The following is a 17005-nucleotide window of genomic DNA, read 5'->3' on the forward strand; positions in this document are numbered from 1 at the left end:
GATGGTCTGGCGCCAGCACGCGGCCCAGGGTGGTGACCATGCACAGAACTGATGTGCCATGTGAAGAACGGAACCTCGTGGTCGATCTGGGCCGGGTCAATGCTGATTCTCTCTCGCTCGTCGGAGGCAAGGCGGCTAACCTCGGCGTGTTGATCCAGGCCGGGTTCCGGGTGCCGCTCGGCTTCTGCCTGACCACGGATGCTTACCGGCTCGCCGTCGATCACACCGCGCTCGGCCCCGTGCCGCACGCCCTGCGGGGCACGGGCGTCGACGACGTCCCCCGCCTCGCGCAGCTGGCCGAGCAGGCGCGCGCCATCGTGTTGGACACTGACGTTCCCGCTTCCGTTGCCGAGGCCGTGCGGCAAGCGTATACGCACTGGGGCGAGGATGAGCCGGTGGCGGTGCGTTCCTCGGCGACCGCGGAAGACCTTCCGACGGCGAGCTTCGCCGGCCAGCAGGACACGTTCCTCAACGTCGTGGGCGGCGACGCGGTCGTTGACGCGATCCGCCGCTGCTGGGCGAGTCTTTTCACCGACCGGGCGGTGGTTTACCGAGCGCAGAACGGCATCATTGATGTGGCCATCGCCGCTGCGGGGCGCCGGATCGAGCGGCACTTTGCGGCACCGCAAGACGTGGAGTGGGCCGTCGACGCTGCGGGGATACTGTGGGTGACGCAGTCCCGACCGATCACCACGCTGTACCCGCGGGCGTCCCGCACACCGAGCCTCCCGGGTTCGCGCGCCTACCTCTGTCTCAGCCTCGCCCAGGAACTCACCCGCCCGATCACGCCGATGGGCCTCGCCGGTCTTCGGGTGATCGCGTCGTCCATGGCGCAGATGGGCGGGGTCACCGTGAGGGATACCCGTAGCGGGCCGGTCTCGTACACCGAGATCGGCCAGCGCGTCTTCCTCGACGTGACACCCATGCTTCGCAGCCGGATCGGCCACGAGGTGCTGGGCCGGGCGCTCGGAGTCATGGAGGCACGGTCCGCGGTCGTGCTCGGTACCGTCGGCGCCGATGCGCGGTACGCGGTCACGAGCCGGTCGCCCCTCCCCGTTGCGCGTCGGTTCTTTCGTGTCGTCGCCCGCATCGGGGCGGTCCCGGTTCTCGTGCGGTCCGTGATCTGGCCGAAAGCGGCGCTCCGGCACGCCGAGCAGGTGGGGAATGTCCTGGAGCAGCTCAGCGCGGTGTCGCCCGGCGCCACGTCGCGTGAACGGTTGGATCATGCCGAACGCATTCTGGGAAGCATCTTTCCCCTGGTTCCGACCGTCTTGCCGGTGGCAGCGGCGGGATTTCTCATGCTGGCCGCGGCGCGCACACTGCTGGGGGCATCCGCTGCGCCGGGGGAGATGCAGAGTGTGCTTCGCGGACTGCCACACAATGTGACCACCGAGATGGACCTGGCGCTCTGGCCCGTGGCACAGGCCATCCGGCTTGACGAGCCCTCACTCGCCCGGTTTGAGGCCTCACCCGTGCATGAACTTGCCGAGGAGTACCGGCAGGGCACTCTGCCGCGTGCGGCGCACGACGCCCTCAGGGGATTTCTCGGCCGGTACGGGCACCGTGCGGTGGCCGAGATTGACCTCGGCATGCCACGCTGGAGCGAAGACCCCACGCATATGGTGGGGTTGGTCGCCAACTATCTGAGGCTGAGCGACCCTGAGCGCGCGCCCGACCGCCAGTTTGAGGCTGCTGCCGGCGAAGCGGAGGCCACCGTGGCGAGACTCGTGGCCAAGGCTCGGCGCCGAGGGTGGCTGTGCGGGGTGCTCGTGCACGCCGCCCTTGGCCGGGCGCGGTTGCTGTGCGGACTACGCGAGCTCCCCAAGAATTACATCGTCCTCGTGCTCGGGGCCGCTCGCCGGCAGCTCGCACTTGTGGGCCGGGAACTCGTCGACCGTGGACTATTCGTCTCCGAAGCGGATGTCTTCTGGCTCGATCTCGGCGAGGCACAACGCGCTCTCTCCGACGGTGAGGACTACCAGCCGCAGATCCTGGAACGCCGCGCGGCCTATGAGCGGGAACTGCGCCGCCGTCACGTTCCCCGGGTGCTGCTCTCGGACGGCACCGAACCCGAAGCGCTGCCCGGCGCGGCGCTGCACTCCGATCCGGGAACCCTGCTTGGCAGTCCGGCCTCTGCCGGGACGATTACGGGCACGGCGCGGGTCATCCTCGACCCGGTGGGCGCCCACCTCGAACCGGGGGAGATACTTGTGGCACCCTCCACTGACCCCGGCTGGACGCCGCTCTTTCTCACCGCCGGTGCCCTCGTGATGGAGATGGGCGGCTCCAACTCGCACGGTGCCGTTGTCGCCCGGGAATATGGCATTCCGGCCGTCGTGGGCGTGACCGACGCGACGCTGCGCATCGCCACGGGCCAGAGGGTGACCGTTGACGGCGCCGCCGGAACGGTCATCCTCGACTGACGTACGGCTGATCTCTCGGTTCGTGTACCCGCACGGGGAGATGCCCCAACGCTACTCGGGGCGGGAGAACGCTTTCCAGGCGCGGTGGAAACGTGCCACGGCATCCGCTCCGCGTTGCTCTTCGCGGGCGTGCAGCCGGCCGTAGGTGAAGGTGTTTTCACCGTGCGCGTATGCCTCCGCGGTGCACCGGCCCAGCAGCAGGTCGCGGGCGATCACGCTGTCCTGGTGCTCACCGAGGATGGTTTGCAGTTTTTGTGCGTCGGTGGCGAGACGCCTGGCGCTGGTGCGGCGCACAGGCAGTGCCGTTTCGGCGGCGTAGCGCAGGCGCTTGGCGCTTTTACGCACCTCGTGCAGGGCGTGATCGTGCTCCGGCCCGGCCGGTGCGTGTGCGGCGGCGCGTACCGCTTTGCGCACGCGCTTCCAGTCGCGCTCGAGCAGGTCGGGTATTACTTTGCGTGCCGAGCGGTAGGCCAGGTTCGTGAAGCGGGGCGCCGCGAGCAGATCGTCGAGATCATCGAGAAGTCGGAAATACCTGGTGCCGTCCAGGACCGACAGGAGGTCTCCCAGTGCGGCCTCGGCTCGGGCTTCGAACTGGGCGGCCACGCGCGCCGCAACCGGCCCGAGCAGCAGCTCGGTCGGTTCCTTCGAAACGAGCTTCAGCAGGCGTGCCTCCTGCACGTGCTCATCGCGGGCGGCGCCGAGGGTGCCGGAAAGCCACCGCAGTTCGGTCCGCAGACGCGCGGTCCCGGCCTCATCCGCGAGCAGCGGAGCGTAAGTGGCGAGGGCCGTGCGCAGGCGGCGCGTGGCCACCCGCATTTCGTGCACGGCCTCGGGGGCGTCGTTTCGAACCCGCGGGTCCTGCTCGGCAATCGTGCGAACCTGATCGTGGGCGTAGGCGAGCAGAACGCTCGCAGCGGCGCCGGACGACGTTGCCACCGGGGCCGGTGTCGGCTCGGCGGGAAAGAGATCGCCGAGCGCCCGCCCGAGCTTGGAGGCATGAATCGACGGGCGGATGCCGCCGGCCGCGAGCAGCTCGCGGCCGGCGTCGAGCAGCGACACCGGGCCCTCGACCAGCTCGATCTCCCATTCGCGCCAAGACGCATGCTCCGGCGCGGGCACGAGGCGGTCGGCCTCGACTCGGTCGTCGCACACATCGGCGAGAGATTCACCCTCAGGGCCGCGCAGCCGGTGCACGATGCGCCGGGTACGCAACAGCGCGACCGCCACGAGGGGGCGGTCGCGCACAAGCACCCGCACGAGGCGGGCGAGGGACTCGGGAACGGTGGTGGAATCCCCGGTGAGCGGTGCATGAATCTCCTGCCGCTCGCTCGCGCCGATGGGTAGCTTGAGGTGCCAGCCGGCATCGTCGCCGCCAGCTCGACGCCGCAGGGTGATGTGGTGGGCGGCGAGCATGAGGCTGTCGGTGTCGAAGTACACCGCTTCGAGGTGGTGTTCCACCGGGCGTTCGATGCCCGTCACGCCCGGCAGATCCTGCAGCCTCGGCAGCTCGGACTGGTCGTCAACGTCAAACTTCAGTTCGATCTCACGCCCGCTCGAAGTGTCCACACGTCACCTTATCGCCGGTGCCCGGCGCGCGGGGGCTGGCGTGCTCGCCCCCGCCCGCTGCAACTGCGGGTGGTGGCTAGGACGCGGCGTCGGTTCCGGCGAGCCACAGGTCGGGGCCGAAGACCTCATAGTGAATGTGCTTGGCCTGCACGCCCGAGGCCAGAGCCTGCGAACGGATCTTGCGCATGAACGGCAGCGGGCCGCACAGGTACATGGACGCGTTCGCCGGCAGGGTCACGCCATCGAGCGACATGAAGCCCGCGTGGGAATCCTCCGTGGGCTTCTCCAGCCACAGCTGCATGCTGGCGTCACCGAGGTGGGCGACGTCGGCGTTCATCTGGTCGCGCAGTGCCCAGCGCTCGAGGGTGCTCTCGGCGTGCAACACGAGAACCTCGCGCGTGGAGCCCGTGTCGGCGAGGGAGCGCAGGATGGAGGCGCTCGGCGTGCAGCCGATTCCGGCGGAGGCGAGAATGAGCGGGCCGTCATCGTCGCTGAGGGTCACGTCGCCGCAGGGGTGCGAGAGCGTGAGCTGGTCACCGACCTGCACGTCGCGGTGCAGTGCGGGGGAGACCTCGCCGTCGGCGTCGAGCTTGGTGGTGAAGACGCGCACGTTCGTTCCGGTACCGGCCGACAGCGTGTACTGGCGAACCTGACGGATGCCGTCGGGCATCATGACCGTGACGCTCACGTACTGACCGGGCTTCGACGCGGACACGGGCGTGTCGTCGGCGGGAACCAGGGTGAACGTGATCGCGTCGGTGCCGGCCGTTTCCTTCTTGGTGACCGTCCAGGGTGCGAGCGCCTTCGGGCTGGCCAGACTGGCGTAGAGGTCGGTTTCCTGCTTGATGAGGGCGTGGGCCATGAGCCAATACACCTCGGTCCAGGCGTCGGCGATCTCGGCGGAGATGACGTCGCTCAGTTCGTCGGCGATGGCCTCGAAGAGGTACTTGTATACGATGTCGTACTGCTCGGGGCGGATGTCGAGCGACACGTGCTTGTGCGCAATGCGGGAGAGCATGATCTCGGGGGCGCTGTCGGGATTCTGCACCAGGTGACTCGCGAACATGGCGACGCTGCCGGCCAGGGCCTGCTGCTGGGTGCCGTTCTTCTGGTTGGACCGGCTGAACAGCCCGTCGAACAACTCAGGGTGGGCCGTGAGCATGCGGTGGTAGAAATTCCTCGCGATGGCGGGCATCCGCTCGCCGACCACGGGGAGGGTGGCTTCGATGATGGGTACGGACTGGACCGAAAGCATGGGAACTCCTTATTGTTGGGACACTCTCAAAAGTAGCATTTGATATGCCAGATTTCGGGCAATGTTCTACGACGCGTAGAAATTGGGGTCTTAAGTCCCGGATGGTCGGGTGAGGAGGGTCACGGGCACCGGCCCGGACGTGCGACTGTGCAACATGTCGGCAATCACCAGGCCGTCGAGTTCGCCGTAGAAGGCCTCGCGGGCCCGGCGCAGGGCGCCGCGCAGGCCGCAACCGGCGATGAGCGGGCACGTGCCCGCGTGGGTTTCGCAGCCGGCGAGGTCGAGGCGGGTGTCGAGTTGGCGCAACAGCCAGCCCACCGTGGCACGTCGACCGAAGGTGCTGATCTGCACGCCCCCGGCGCGGCCGCGCACCACGTCGACCACGTCGAGTTCGCGCAGTCGGCTGATCGCCTTCGTCACGTGGTTGTAGGGAGTGTCGATGCCCTCCGAGATGGTCCGGCTGGTGAGCAGGGCCGGGGTGGGCTCGGCCGCCAGCAACATGACCACCCGCAGGCAGACATCCGAAAAGGCGTTGATTCGCATGACTTCAGACTACGACCGAGCGCGCGCGGACCGGGAATGCGGGAGAATGGGGTAAGTGACGATGGACTCAGAGGCAATATTCGAGGTAATCCGTTTTGTGGACCTCGCCGGGGTGCTCGCCAACGCCATTCTCGGCGGTGTCGCGGCCCGATCCGCTCGCCTCGACATTGTGGGTTTCGTCGTGCTGGCCATCATGTCGGGCCTCGGCGGCGGCATCATTCGCGACACGCTCCTGCAGCAGGGCCCGCCCGCAGCCCTCACCGACTCGGCGTATCTCATCACCGCCGTTCTCGGTGGGGTGATCGCGTATTTCGTGACGTTCAACGGGCGGTGGTCTCGTCGCGTACTCGTGCTGCTCGACGCGCTCGCCGTGGGCTGCTGGTCGGCCGTGGGCGCGCAGAAGGCACTCGACGCCGGACTGGGCTGGATGCCGGCGATTCTTCTCGGCATCACCACGGCCGTCGGCGGCGGCATGGTGCGCGATGTGATGCTGCTCAAGGTTCCCACCATCTTCGGCGGAAACACGCTCTATGCCACGAGTGCGGTGCTCGCGAGCACCGAGATGGTGATTATGAGCAAGCTCGGGTTCGTGGCGCTCGGAACGGCCGTGGCCATTCTGAGTGGCGCGGTGTTGTCGCTTCTCGCGCGCCGCTACGGGTGGGTGCTGCCCACCGGGTACGCCCTGCGCATTCCCAAACCGATCTTTCTGATCAATCCGCGGGCCTGGCGGGAGCGTCGGCGCAGTGCAAAGCGGCGCTCCGACCTCGAATAGCCTCGACCGGGGTGGGTTACGGCGGCGTGGCACTCCTCCGGGTCGCTGGCACGCGTTGGGACCAGTGCCGCCGACTCTGACGAGTGCCGCGATGAAACGCGCCGACCGTTATGGAGCCGCTATGGCGGCCGGGTTGAGCACCGCGAGCGTGGCCTCGTGCAGCAGGCCGTTGGTGGCCAGGGCGCTCCCGTGCCACACGCCCGGTTCCCCGCTCGCTGAGGTGAACACGCCGCCGGCCTCCTGCACAATGGGGGCGAGCGCCGCCATGTCGTAGGGCTGCAGGTCGAACTCGCCCGCAATGTCGAGGTGTCCCTCGGCGAGCAGCATGTACGACCACATGTCGCCGTAGGCGCGGGTGCGCCACACCTGACGCGACAGGCTCACGAGGGCGTCGAGGTGCCCGGCCTGGTCCCACTGTTGAATGCTGTTGTAGCTGAGGGATGCCGCGGCGAGTGATTCCACGCCGGACACCCGCAGTCGGGTGGGCGCGGCGTCGGGCATGCGTTCGTCGTTCGACCACGCGCCGCCGCCGAGGCTCGCCCACCAGCGCTTGCCGAGAGCGGGGGAGCTCACGACTCCCACGACGGGAACACCGTCGACGGCCAGGGAGATCAGCGTCGCCCAGATGGGGATTCCACGCAGGAAGCCAGCCGTGCCGTCGATCGGGTCGATGATCCACTGTCGTTGGGTGGAGCCGTCGGTACCGAACTCCTCGCCGAGAATACCGTCGGCGGGGCGGTGAGTAGCGAGTAGGCCGCGGATGGCGCGCTCGACGGCCTGGTCGGCATCCGTTACCGGGGTGCGGTCGGGCTTCGTGGTCACCACCAGATCGAGCGCGGTAAAACGCGCACGCGAGATGGCGTCGGCGGCATCGGCGAGGGCGAGGGCCAGCTCGAGATCCTGGGCCAGGGAGAAGGTTTGGGGCGTAGTTTGGGCGTCGGTCACGCTCTCAAGGATAGTAATTCTGAGGCGAGACACGCGGGTGCCGTCTCGATTGGCGCCGGGGTCATTCTGGGTGTTAGGGTTGAACGTTCCCGCAGGCAGTGCTGCAGAAATAAGCAGTAACCAGCGTAAAAGTAACACCAAGCACCTCTAGCTCAATTGGCAGAGCAACTGACTCTTAATCAGTGGGTTCCCGGTTCAAGTCCGGGGGGGTGCACCACCAATCCCGTGTCATCGGCCTGTCGCCGGTGCCGCGGGATTTTTTTTGAGTTTGATCAGGATCTCCTCAGGATGGTTCAGGAGCCCGACCCGACGACGCGCGCCCTGATCAGAGTGCTGTGGATCGGGAAGTCTGAGGCGCGGGCCAGCGGCGGATCCTGAAGTCGACACTATCTGCGGTTCCGGACTGGTTTCGCGACCTCACCGGTCTGGCTCGTCGATGGAGAAGAAGCCTGACTCAGTCCACCCGCCAAGTACCTGAAAATCGCCGGGCGTTGGCAAGGTCACGTTTTCTATCTGGTTGTGCGCACCAATGAACCTGAGTGGTGGCGCGGATCGGGTGGCGGTATTGTCGGATCATGATCCAGCGCCCGAACGGTTACCGCCCGTCGGTGCTGGAGGTGCTGCCGCGCGAGCGTGGAGCCGCCGTAGTCAACATGATCGTCGCGGATGCCGCATGCGCGTCCCGTAAGATCGACGCTCCCGGACAGAATGTGGCAAGTGCCGGGTTCATCTGCCGGTTGAGCAGGCATGTCGTCCGTCCGCGCCGCATCACTTCCCGGGGTGTCGGCTTTGCATGACGTCGATACCATGGCCGAGGCCAACGGACCGATCGTGTTGCGAGGTCGTGCAGGCTCGGCAGCACAAGACGATATGGACGAGACTCTGAGGCTTCTTCGCGAGATGCAGGGGAACGCCCAACCTGTGTCAACGCTGCGCGCCTATTCACCGCTTCCGACGATGGCGTTCAGCAGGCGCGAGTCGCTTCTTCCTGGATTCACTGAGGCCGAAGCGTGCGCCAGGGGGCACGGTTTTGAGCCGGTTATCCGCCTCGCCGGGGGAAGGGCCGTCGCCTATGACGAAACGTGCGTCGTCATAGACCTGCTCACGCAGGCCAGCGGCCACTTCCAACACACGCGAGCCTTTGAAGTGGCCGCTGGTTGCTTTCGCGATACTCTGCGCGGACTCGGTGCGGATGCCCGCATTGGTGCGGTTCCGGGCGAGTACTGTGCCGGAGAGCACAGCGTTAATGCTCGCGGCACGGTGAAGCTCGTCGGAATCGCTCAGCGCGTTGTTCGCGGAGCGAGACTGGTGACGGCGTCAATCGTCCTCGGACCGGCCGAGCCGCTGCGGGACGTCGTCGATGAGGTCTATAGGATCATGGGTCTGCCCTGGGACCCGGCGACGTTTGGGTCGATGGCCGATGAGGGTGCGCCACGTTCCGTAGATGAGCTTTCGGATTTCATAGTGCAGGGTCTGTCTGCCGTCCACACTGAATGGGCCTCGCCGTTCCGGTGAGCTGTGACGGGATACAGGAGCGAACTTCGAAATAGCGCTTAGCCCGCGCATCCGCTGCGGACTCTGCACGTGGTTGCCCTGCCAGAAGAGTATGTCTACGCGACGATCCCCGCGAAAAATCCTGCCGTTCCCCTGGCCAGGGCGACCCTCACGGAGCAGGAAGGGCTGACTCCCACCAGGTGGCTGATGAGTACGTTGCGGCGTGGCTCACCCTCTCCGTTCACTCCTCGGGAGACGCCGTCGGCCTCACGGCTGCGTTCTCGCATGCTCTCGGTGAAGCAGACACCAGCTGCAACGTTCTGGCCGGCTGCTGCCACGACCACATCCTGGTCGCCGCGTGCGATCGCGAACACGCAATAAACGTGCTGCACAGGTTGCGCGCGTCGCCCTGACCTGACCTGAATTGAGCTGAATCGTCACGGCTCAGTGTGGTTAGGCGGAATCTCGCAGCACCAGGCGGGTGGGCATGATTGTGCGGAATGGAACGTCGCTGTCGTCGTCGGCGAGGCGGCGCAGCAGGACGTCGGCCATCGCGAAACCCATCTCGTCCGAGGGCTGGTTCACCGTGGTGAGCTGCACCGGGCCCGAGGTCGCGGCCGGGCTGTCGTCGAACGACACGACGGCCACGTCCCCGGGGACCGAGCGACTGTGCTTGTGCAGCACGGCCAGCACGCCGGTGGCCATCAGGTCGCTCGCCACGAAAAGACCGTCAATGTCAGGGCACCGCTCCAGCAGTCGCTCGGCGGCTGCCGTGGCACCGGCGGCCGTGAAGTCGGCGGATTCGACGGCATCCGTTGGCATTCCGGCGCGCTCCAGAGTGCGCAGAAAACCACTCAGTCGGTCGATGCCGGCCGGCATATCCACGGGGCCGGTGATCGAGCCGATCCGGTGGCGTCCGATGTCGATCAGCCGCTGCGTGCCCGTTTCGGCGCCGGCGGCGTTGTCCACGTCGACGAAATAGGCGTTGGTTTGCGTATCGTTCGACGGCCGGCCACCGAAAACCACCGGCATGGTGGTTTCGAGCTCGGCCACGAAGTCGTCGCCGGTGTGGTGCGAGATGATCAGCGCGCCGTCGACGTTGCCCGACCGCAGATACCGCATGGTCTTGTGCCGGGGATCGCTCGAGGCGACGAGCAGGTTGAGCGTGTAGTCGCTCTCGTCGAGCCGGCGGGTGATGCCCTGCACCACGGCGGCGAAGTACGGGTCGCCGAAGAACCGCGTCATGTCCTCGGGCACGACGAGTGCCACGGCCTGGGTCTGGTGGCTGGCGAGCGAGCGGGCCGCCCGGTTGGGCACATAGTTGAGTCGTTCGACGGCCGCCGTCACAGCGGCGACGATGTCCGCGCGCACCTTGGGCGACCCGTTCACCACCCGGCTCACGGTGGCGCGAGACACGCCAGCCTCCTCGGCCACCATCTCCAGGGTTGGCTGCGAGGGACGCGTGTGGCGCACACCGGTTGTCATCTCTTCAGTCTATTTGCGCCGGCTGGCCGCCGTCAGCCCTGGGGGAGGGCGCGCGCGCGGATGATGTCGGCGTACGCGAGCCCGCTGTCTTTCACGGTGCGTTCCTGCGTCGCATAGTCGACCCGCACGATACCGAACCGCTTCTCGTAGCCCCAGGCCCACTCGTAGTTGTCCATCAGCGACCAGTAGAAGTAGCCCTTGACGTCGACGCCCTCATCGATCGCGTCGAGGATGGCGCCCAGGTGACTGGTGAGAAACTCCGTGCGGTCGGAGTCGTGCACCCGGCCGTCGGGGGCCACGACGTCGTCGTAGGCGGCGCCGTTCTCGGTGACGTAGACGCTGGTGCCGGCCGGGGCCGCGTACTCGGTGTTCACGCGCAGCAGCAACTCGCGCAACCCGTCGGGCTGCACCTCCCATTGCATCGCCGTCAGCGGCAGCCCCTGCGGGTGGTTGTACACGCCGTCGGCGGCCGGAAACGGGGAACCGGTGGGCCGACTGGTCGGCGCCTCGCCGACAAGCGGATGCTCCGCCGGCTGATCGCTGAGCAGCTCGCCGTGGTAATAGTTCACGCCGAGCGTGTCGATGGGCTGGCTGATCTGGGCGAGGTCGCCGTCCTTGATGTGGTCCTCGAGTCCGAGCCCGGCCACGTCCTCGAGCAGGTCCTCCGGGTAGGTGCCGCGGAAGATAGGGTCGAGGAAGAACCGGTTGAACTGTCCGTCGATGCGGCGCGCGGCGTCACGGTCGCCCGCGCTTTCCGGGTCTACCGGTTTGGCAACGGTGAGGTTGAGGGTGATGCCCAGTTCGAGACTGGCGTCCCGTTCACGGAGTGCCTCGATGGCGAGTCCGTGGCCGAGCAGCAGATGGTGTCCCGCCGCGAGGCCATCGCGCTTGCTCTGCCGGCCCGGTGCGTGCACGCCGGCCGTGTAGCTGAGGAAGGAGGAGCACCACGGTTCGTTGAGTGTCGTCCACACTCCGACGCGGTCACCGAGCGCGTCGTGCACGTTCAGGGCATAATCCCGAAACCGCTGGGCGGTGTCGCGGTTGGCCCAGCCGCCTTTTTCTTCGAGTGCCTGCGGCAGGTCCCAGTGGTAAAGCGTCAGCCACGGCTTGATGCCGGCACCGAGCAGCTCGTCGACCAGACGGGAGTAGAAGTCGAGGCCGGTCGCGTTGACCGGTCCGCCGTCTGGCTGCACCCGCGACCAGGAGGTGGAGAACCGGTAGGTCTGCAGGCCCAGGTCTTTCATCAATGCCACGTCGTCCTGGTAACGGTGATAGTGGTCGCAGGCCGTGTCTCCGTTGTCGGCATTGATCACCGCGCCGGGCACGCGGCTGAACGTGTCCCATATCGAGTCGGTGCGCCCATCCTCATGAGCGGCGCCTTCGATCTGGTAGGCGGCTGTCGCTGCGCCGAAGAGGAATTCGGGCGGGAAGGAGCGTGCATCCGTGGTGTTCATGTCAATTTCTTTCTTCAGAGTTGCGTGTGCGTGCGTCATCCCTTGACCGCGCCCTGCATAATACCGGCGACCAGCTGCTTGCCGAGGAAAATGAAGACCACGATCAGGGGGATGATCGACAGCACGACGCCGGCGAGCACGAGCGAGTAGTCGACGTAGAAGGCGGCCTGTAGTTGCTGCAGCGCCACGGGGAGGGTGGGATTGCCGGGGCCGAGCACGATGAACGGCCAGAAGAAGTTGGTCCAGGTTCCGATGAAGGTGAACAGGGCCAGCATCGCGGCGGCCGGGCGGGCGGCCGGGAGACCGATGTGCCAGAAGCTGCGGATCATGGACGCGCCGTCCATGCGCACGGCCTCGATCAGCTCGTCGGGCAGGGCGTCGCGCAGGTACTGGGTCATCCAGAACACGCCGAACGCGGTGACCATGGCGGGCGCGATGACGGCCCAGAGGCTGCCGGTCCAGCCGAGCTTGGCCATGATGATGAACAGGGGCACGATACCCAGCTGGGTGGGAACGGCCATGGTCGCGATCACGAAGATGAGAAGTCCCTCCCGCCCGCGGAACTTCAGCTTGGCGAAGGCGTAGCCGGCCAGGGTGGAGAATATGACGACGCTCAGCGAGACGGCGGTGGAGACGATGATGCTGTTTCCGAGGGCCTTCCAGAACGGGATGCTGTCGATGACGGTCGCCGCGTTGGCAATGAAATTGCCGCCCGGGATCCACATCATGCCGTTCCTGTTCAGCGCCGAGGCATCCTGGCTGCCGATCAGGAACGACCACCAGATCGGAAAGGCCGACCCGAGCAGTACCGCGATCAGGATTCCGTAGACCCAGATCCCGGGGCGACGGTCGTGGCCGCCGATGATGCGCTTACTCATGAGATGCCTTTCGCGCGCATGCGCACCTTTCGATCGGCGGAACTCGCGATGCGCCGGGTGATCAAGAAGTTGAGGATCGCGATGAGGATGATGATCAGAAAGAGCAGCCACGCCACGGCGGAGGCACGTCCGAAGTTGCGCTGGCCCCAACCGAGTTCGTAGATGTAGAGCGTGAGCGTCTGCCACTGGCGGTTCGCGCCGCCCTGGCCGGCCTGGTCGAACATGCGGGGCTCGTCGAAGATCTGCAGGCCGCCGATCGTGGAGGTCAGAATGACGAAGATGATGATCGGGCGCAGCAGCGGCACGGTGATCGACCAGAAGGTGCGCAGTCGGTTCGCGCCGTCGATGATGGCGGCCTCGTAGTAGTCGCGGGGGACCGCCTGCATGGCGGCCAGAAAGATGAGGGTGTTGTAGCCGGTCCAACGGAAGTTCACCATCGTGGCGATGGCCATGTGGCTGGGAAGCACGTCAACGTGCCAGCGAATCGGCTCGAGCCCGAGGCTCATAATGCCGCTGTTGATGAGGCCGTAGCGGTCCCCGAACAGGTCGTTGAAGATGAGGGCCACCGCTACCGGTGCCACCACGTAGGGCAGCAGCACGCCCATGCGCCAGAATGTTTTGCCGCGCAGGTTGAAGTCGAGTACCCCGGCGATGGCGATGGCGGCGATGACCTGGGGAATGCTCGAGAGCAAAAAGATGCTGAACGTGTTGCGCAGCGCCGTCCAGAAGTAGGGCTGCCCGAGCACGGTGGCGAAGTTCTCCAGACCGACGAAATCGCCCTGGCCGCCGATGAGGTTCCAATCGTGTACCGACACCCAGGCCGTGTACAGAAGGGGGAAGAGGCCCATCACTCCGAAGAGAAGAAAGAACGGGGAGATGTAGAGGTACGGCGAAAACCGCACGTCCCAGCGGTTGAGTTTGTGGCCGAGGGCGATGCGGCGGATGCTGCGGGCATTGACCTCGACGGCGGCGGTAGTCATGGATAATCCTTGCGTCTGTGTTCGGGGGTCGAGCCGGTCGCGACCCGGGTCTTGTCCGCGGGCGGGGTCTGAGGTTGTCGGGACCAGCTGGCGCCGACAACCTCAGACCGCACGGTGGCTGGTTAGCCGAGCGCCTTCACGTCGGCGACCCAGCGGTCCCACGACTCGTCGGCGGTCATGGTGCCTTCTTCCACGCGGGTGAGCGCCTGCTGCATGGCGTCGTTGATCGCGAAGTAGAACTCGCCCTTGTACGGGGTCACATCGACTGCAGCGGCGCGGTTGGCGAGGATCTCACCGGTCGGCGCGTTGTTGAAGAATTCGTTCGTGGCACCCAGGAGCTCGTCGCTCTCGAGGGCGTCGACCTGGCTCGGGAAGGTGCCCTTGGACGCGAACGCCTTGAGCTGCTGCTCCGGGGCGGTCAGCCAGGCGGCGAGCTTCTGCGCCTCGACCTGGTTCTTGGACTGCTCGGGAACGGTCAGGTACGAGCCGCCCCAGTTGCCGCCGCCGCCAGGGAACGTGTCGGCGATGTCCCAGCCGGTGACGCCTTCAGCGTTGCCGGAGATGACGCCGAGCATCCAGCCCGGGCAGAGCTGCGTGGCGAAGCCGTCGTTCTGGAAGCTGGCGGTCCAGTCGTCGCTCCACTGTCCCAGGCGCGAGGAGAGCGTGCTGCTGGCCGCGAGGACGCTCGTGTAGGCCTCTTTCACCTCCGGGTTCTCGGTGGCGATGATGGTGCCGTCATTTTCCTCGTACGCGTTGGGGATCTGGTTGACGACGCCCTGCCAGGTGGCTCCGGCCGAGTCGAACCACGGTACGTTCGTGCCCGCACCGGTGAACTTGTCGCCGGCTGCGTAGTAGCTCTCCCAGCTGGTGCCGAGGAGTGCGGCGACCTCGGCGCGATCGGTCGGCAGGCCGGCCGCGGCGAACAGGTCGGAGCGGTAGCAGACGGCCTCCGGGCCGATGTCGGTGCCGTACGCGATCAGGCGGCCGTCGGCATCTGTAGCGGCCTCGGACTTCCAGTCGAGCCAGCGACCCTTGACGTCGTCGGAGGAGAGGTCGATGAACTGGTCGGAGTACTGGAGCAGTTCCGGCAGCCAGTCGACCTCGATGGCCTCGACGTCGCTCAGGCCGCTGCCGGCGGCAAGACGGGTCGTGAGGTTGTCGCGGGCCTCGTTGGTGGTCGCCGACTTCTTGTGCGTGATGGTGACGTTCGGATTCGCGTCCTCGTATTCGGAGAAGAGGTCTTCGTAGCCGAATTCGTTGAACGTGGCGACGGTCAGTTTTACCTTGCCGTCCGTGGACTGCTCTGTGCCGGCACCGGCTGAACAGCCGGTCAGGACCAGTGCGAAGGTTGCAGCTCCGGCGACGGTTGCTGCAAGTGTGGTGCGCGGGAAACGCTTCACGGTCACTCCCTTGTGTGCGTGTTGGGTGATGTGAGAGCGCTCTCTCGAAGCTGTGAGAGCGCTCTCACAAGGTGATGTTTACCCTAGGACACCCTCGCGCAGGTTGTCAAGAGAACGCTCTCACGAGATTTGGGAACGACCGGAACGGTCCGTGAGACTGCCCTCGGCCGTGGGGCAGAGGGCAGTCCGGCCTAGTTGGCGAGCAGGGTGACGGTCACGGGCGTGGCGTTGGAGAACAGGTCGAGGACCGGGCAGTGGGCGTCGACGGCCGCCTGCAGTTCGCCGTAGCGTTCGTCGGATTCGGGGCCGGTGACCGAGACGACCACGCGCACGGCTGAGAAGCCGGGGCGCACGGTGTCGTCGATGCCGAAGAGTCCGCGCGCGTCGAGATCGCCTTCGGCCTGGGCCGAGATCGAGTCCACCCGAATCCCGAGGTTCTGCGCATACAGTCGGTAGACCACGATCTGGCAGGAGACGAGGGCGCCGAGCGCCAACTCCACCGGGCTGGCGGCGCTGTCGTCGCCGGCCAATGCGGCGGGCTCGTCGACGAAGAAGACGTGCTTTCCGGCGGTCACCCGGGTGGCGACCGAACCGACGCCGTCACCGGTGACGGTGTAGCTCAGGTGAGCGCTCGCCTCCCGGTCGGCGATGCGTGTCGACCAGGCGGTTCCCGCGTCGACGAGGCGGGTGGCGCGCTCGTCAGCAGACACGGTCGGGGCGGAGGGGGCGGTGAGCGTCATGAGGAGTCCTTCGGGAGAGGTGTCGGTGGGGTACTGGGGGTGAAAACAGAGTACGAAGGATCGCGTTGCGCGCCCATAGGGCCGGTCACACGCCGTAATAGGTCCAGGGCGAAACGCTGTCGGTGTGCGGCGGAACGAGCAATTTTCTGAAGCCGATGCCCCGGTGCCGCTAGCGTGGACTCATACAGTGCAACGAGGGGAGCCACCAGAATGTCGGATGCCGCATTGGATCCCATTTCATCGATCGCGCCCCTGCTCGCCGGGCGCGCATCCGCCAGTCAGCGCTGGTCGCACCTCGTGTTTCTGCACTGGCGTGTGGACGCCGATCTGGTCGCGCCGCTGCTCCCGGCCGGGCTGGTTCCCGACGAGTTCGACGGCACCAGCTGGGTCGGCCTGATTCCGTTTGTGCTTGACCGGGCAACGGTGTTCGGCAGTCCGCCCATCCCGTATTTCGGAACCTTCGTCGAAGTGAACGTTCGGCTGTACGCGGTGGATGCGCAGGGGCGCCGCGGGGTCGTCTTTGTGTCCCTGGAGGCGTCTCGCCTGGCGGCCGTGCTCGCCGCCCGCGCCCTGTTCTCGCTCCCGTATATGTGGTCGCGCACGCGCCTGCAGGTCGCGACCGGTGTCGCGTCCGGTCCGCAGTTGCGCTACACCTCACGGCGGCACGGAGCCGCGGTGGCGCACTCCGACATCGTGGTGCGTCCGGGCACCCGGCGGGTCGTCGGTGACCCGCTCGGCGATTTTCTGACGGCGCGCTGGGCACTGTTCACCCGTACCCGCGGGCGCACGGTGCACCTGCGCAATCGTCACGATCCGTGGGGGCTCTTCGAGGCCGACCTGCTTCGGCTCGACGACACGTTGCTGGCCGTGGCGGGCTTTCCCGGGCTCACTGATCGCGCCCCGGACTCCGTGCTCTATTCCCCCGGGGTCACGACCTGGTTCGGCACCGGCAGCTGACTCCCGGGCGCCGACAGCGAGCCCGAGTATTAGTCCTGATACCGCCGCACACAATCCCCTTGTCGGCGAATGTTGAAGCGGCGTAGGTGGACGGCACCCAGATTCAGTAGAGG

Annotated in this window: 16 protein-coding genes and 1 tRNA gene; 7 read left to right on the forward strand and 10 right to left on the reverse strand. The window is 66.6% G+C overall.

Going from position 1 to position 17005, the window contains the following annotated elements; translation table 11 throughout:
• The first annotated feature begins 38 nt into the window (after positions 1-38).
• The gene (locus EDD25_RS13785; protein ID WP_134173980.1) at positions 39-2423 is read left to right on the forward strand and encodes a PEP/pyruvate-binding domain-containing protein; all 2385 of its coding nucleotides are present in this window, start codon (positions 39-41) and stop codon (positions 2421-2423) included.
• Positions 2424-2474: 51 nt separating this feature from the next.
• Here EDD25_RS13785 and EDD25_RS13790 read toward each other — a convergent pair whose 3' ends face one another.
• The 3 genes from EDD25_RS13790 to EDD25_RS13800 all read right to left on the reverse strand — a co-directional run bounded on the left by EDD25_RS13790 (position 2475) and on the right by EDD25_RS13800 (position 5787).
• A complete protein-coding gene (locus EDD25_RS13790) occupies positions 2475-3989 on the reverse strand; it encodes a CYTH and CHAD domain-containing protein (RefSeq protein ID WP_134173982.1) in 1515 nt (504 codons plus the stop codon).
• A 76-nt stretch (positions 3990-4065) separates the two neighbouring features.
• Complete coding sequence (locus tag EDD25_RS13795; protein WP_134173984.1) at positions 4066-5244, reverse strand: globin domain-containing protein; 1179 nt, start codon at positions 5242-5244, stop codon at positions 4066-4068.
• A 90-nt stretch (positions 5245-5334) separates the two neighbouring features.
• Entirely contained in the window at positions 5335-5787 is a 453-nt protein-coding gene (locus tag EDD25_RS13800) for an RrF2 family transcriptional regulator (RefSeq protein ID WP_134173985.1), read from the reverse strand.
• Between the two features lie 61 nt (positions 5788-5848).
• On the opposite strand from EDD25_RS13800, the gene EDD25_RS13805 reads away from it, so the two are divergent.
• The gene (locus tag EDD25_RS13805; protein ID WP_166671350.1) at positions 5849-6559 is read left to right on the forward strand and encodes a trimeric intracellular cation channel family protein; all 711 of its coding nucleotides are present in this window, start codon (positions 5849-5851) and stop codon (positions 6557-6559) included.
• A 108-nt stretch (positions 6560-6667) separates the two neighbouring features.
• Here EDD25_RS13805 and EDD25_RS13810 read toward each other — a convergent pair whose 3' ends face one another.
• Complete coding sequence (locus EDD25_RS13810; protein WP_134173989.1) at positions 6668-7504, reverse strand: inositol monophosphatase family protein; 837 nt, start codon at positions 7502-7504, stop codon at positions 6668-6670.
• Between the two features lie 141 nt (positions 7505-7645).
• Between EDD25_RS13810 and EDD25_RS13815 the strand changes: the two genes are divergently transcribed.
• The 4 genes from EDD25_RS13815 (at position 7646) to EDD25_RS13835 (ending at position 9411) form a co-directional block, all read left to right on the forward strand.
• A tRNA-Lys gene (locus EDD25_RS13815) sits at positions 7646-7721 on the forward strand.
• Between the two features lie 358 nt (positions 7722-8079).
• Complete coding sequence (locus EDD25_RS13820) at positions 8080-8301, forward strand: hypothetical protein (protein ID WP_134173991.1); 222 nt, start codon at positions 8080-8082, stop codon at positions 8299-8301.
• Complete coding sequence (locus tag EDD25_RS13825; RefSeq protein ID WP_134173993.1) at positions 8294-9019, forward strand: lipoyl protein ligase domain-containing protein; 726 nt, start codon at positions 8294-8296, stop codon at positions 9017-9019. The genes EDD25_RS13820 and EDD25_RS13825 overlap by 8 nt, the downstream gene beginning before the upstream one ends.
• 179 nt (positions 9020-9198) lie before the next feature.
• Positions 9199-9411, forward strand: coding sequence for an ACT domain-containing protein (locus tag EDD25_RS13835; RefSeq protein WP_134173994.1), 213 nt, complete (start codon positions 9199-9201; stop codon positions 9409-9411).
• A 40-nt stretch (positions 9412-9451) separates the two neighbouring features.
• Here EDD25_RS13835 and EDD25_RS13840 read toward each other — a convergent pair whose 3' ends face one another.
• The 6 genes from EDD25_RS13840 to EDD25_RS13865 form a co-directional block, all read right to left on the reverse strand.
• Positions 9452-10483, reverse strand: coding sequence for a LacI family DNA-binding transcriptional regulator (locus EDD25_RS13840; RefSeq protein WP_134173996.1), 1032 nt, complete (start codon positions 10481-10483; stop codon positions 9452-9454).
• Positions 10484-10515: 32 nt separating this feature from the next.
• Positions 10516-11937, reverse strand: a complete 1422-nt coding sequence (locus EDD25_RS13845; protein WP_241986425.1) for a GH1 family beta-glucosidase — start codon at positions 11935-11937, stop codon at positions 10516-10518.
• Between the two features lie 35 nt (positions 11938-11972).
• Positions 11973-12815, reverse strand: a complete 843-nt coding sequence (locus EDD25_RS13850) for a carbohydrate ABC transporter permease (protein WP_134174000.1) — start codon at positions 12813-12815, stop codon at positions 11973-11975.
• The gene (locus EDD25_RS13855; protein WP_134174002.1) at positions 12812-13795 is read right to left on the reverse strand and encodes a carbohydrate ABC transporter permease; all 984 of its coding nucleotides are present in this window, start codon (positions 13793-13795) and stop codon (positions 12812-12814) included. Before EDD25_RS13855 ends, EDD25_RS13850 begins: the two co-directional genes overlap by 4 nt.
• A 122-nt stretch (positions 13796-13917) precedes the next feature.
• Positions 13918-15201: an ABC transporter substrate-binding protein gene (locus EDD25_RS13860; protein ID WP_198418869.1), complete on the reverse strand. Its 1284-nt coding sequence runs from the start codon at positions 15199-15201 to the stop codon at positions 13918-13920.
• Between the two features lie 185 nt (positions 15202-15386).
• Positions 15387-15935 (reverse strand): OsmC family protein, encoded by a 549-nt coding sequence (locus EDD25_RS13865; protein WP_134174006.1) that lies wholly within the window; start codon positions 15933-15935, stop codon positions 15387-15389.
• Between the two features lie 210 nt (positions 15936-16145).
• Between EDD25_RS13865 and EDD25_RS13870 the strand changes: the two genes are divergently transcribed.
• On the forward strand, positions 16146-16892 hold the full coding sequence (locus EDD25_RS13870) for a YqjF family protein (RefSeq protein WP_134174008.1): 747 nt from the start codon (positions 16146-16148) through the stop codon (positions 16890-16892).
• Positions 16893-17005 lie beyond the last annotated feature (113 nt).

This window comes from Cryobacterium psychrophilum, from assembly GCF_004365915.1.
In the GTDB taxonomy this organism is placed as follows: domain Bacteria; phylum Actinomycetota; class Actinomycetes; order Actinomycetales; family Microbacteriaceae; genus Cryobacterium; species Cryobacterium psychrophilum.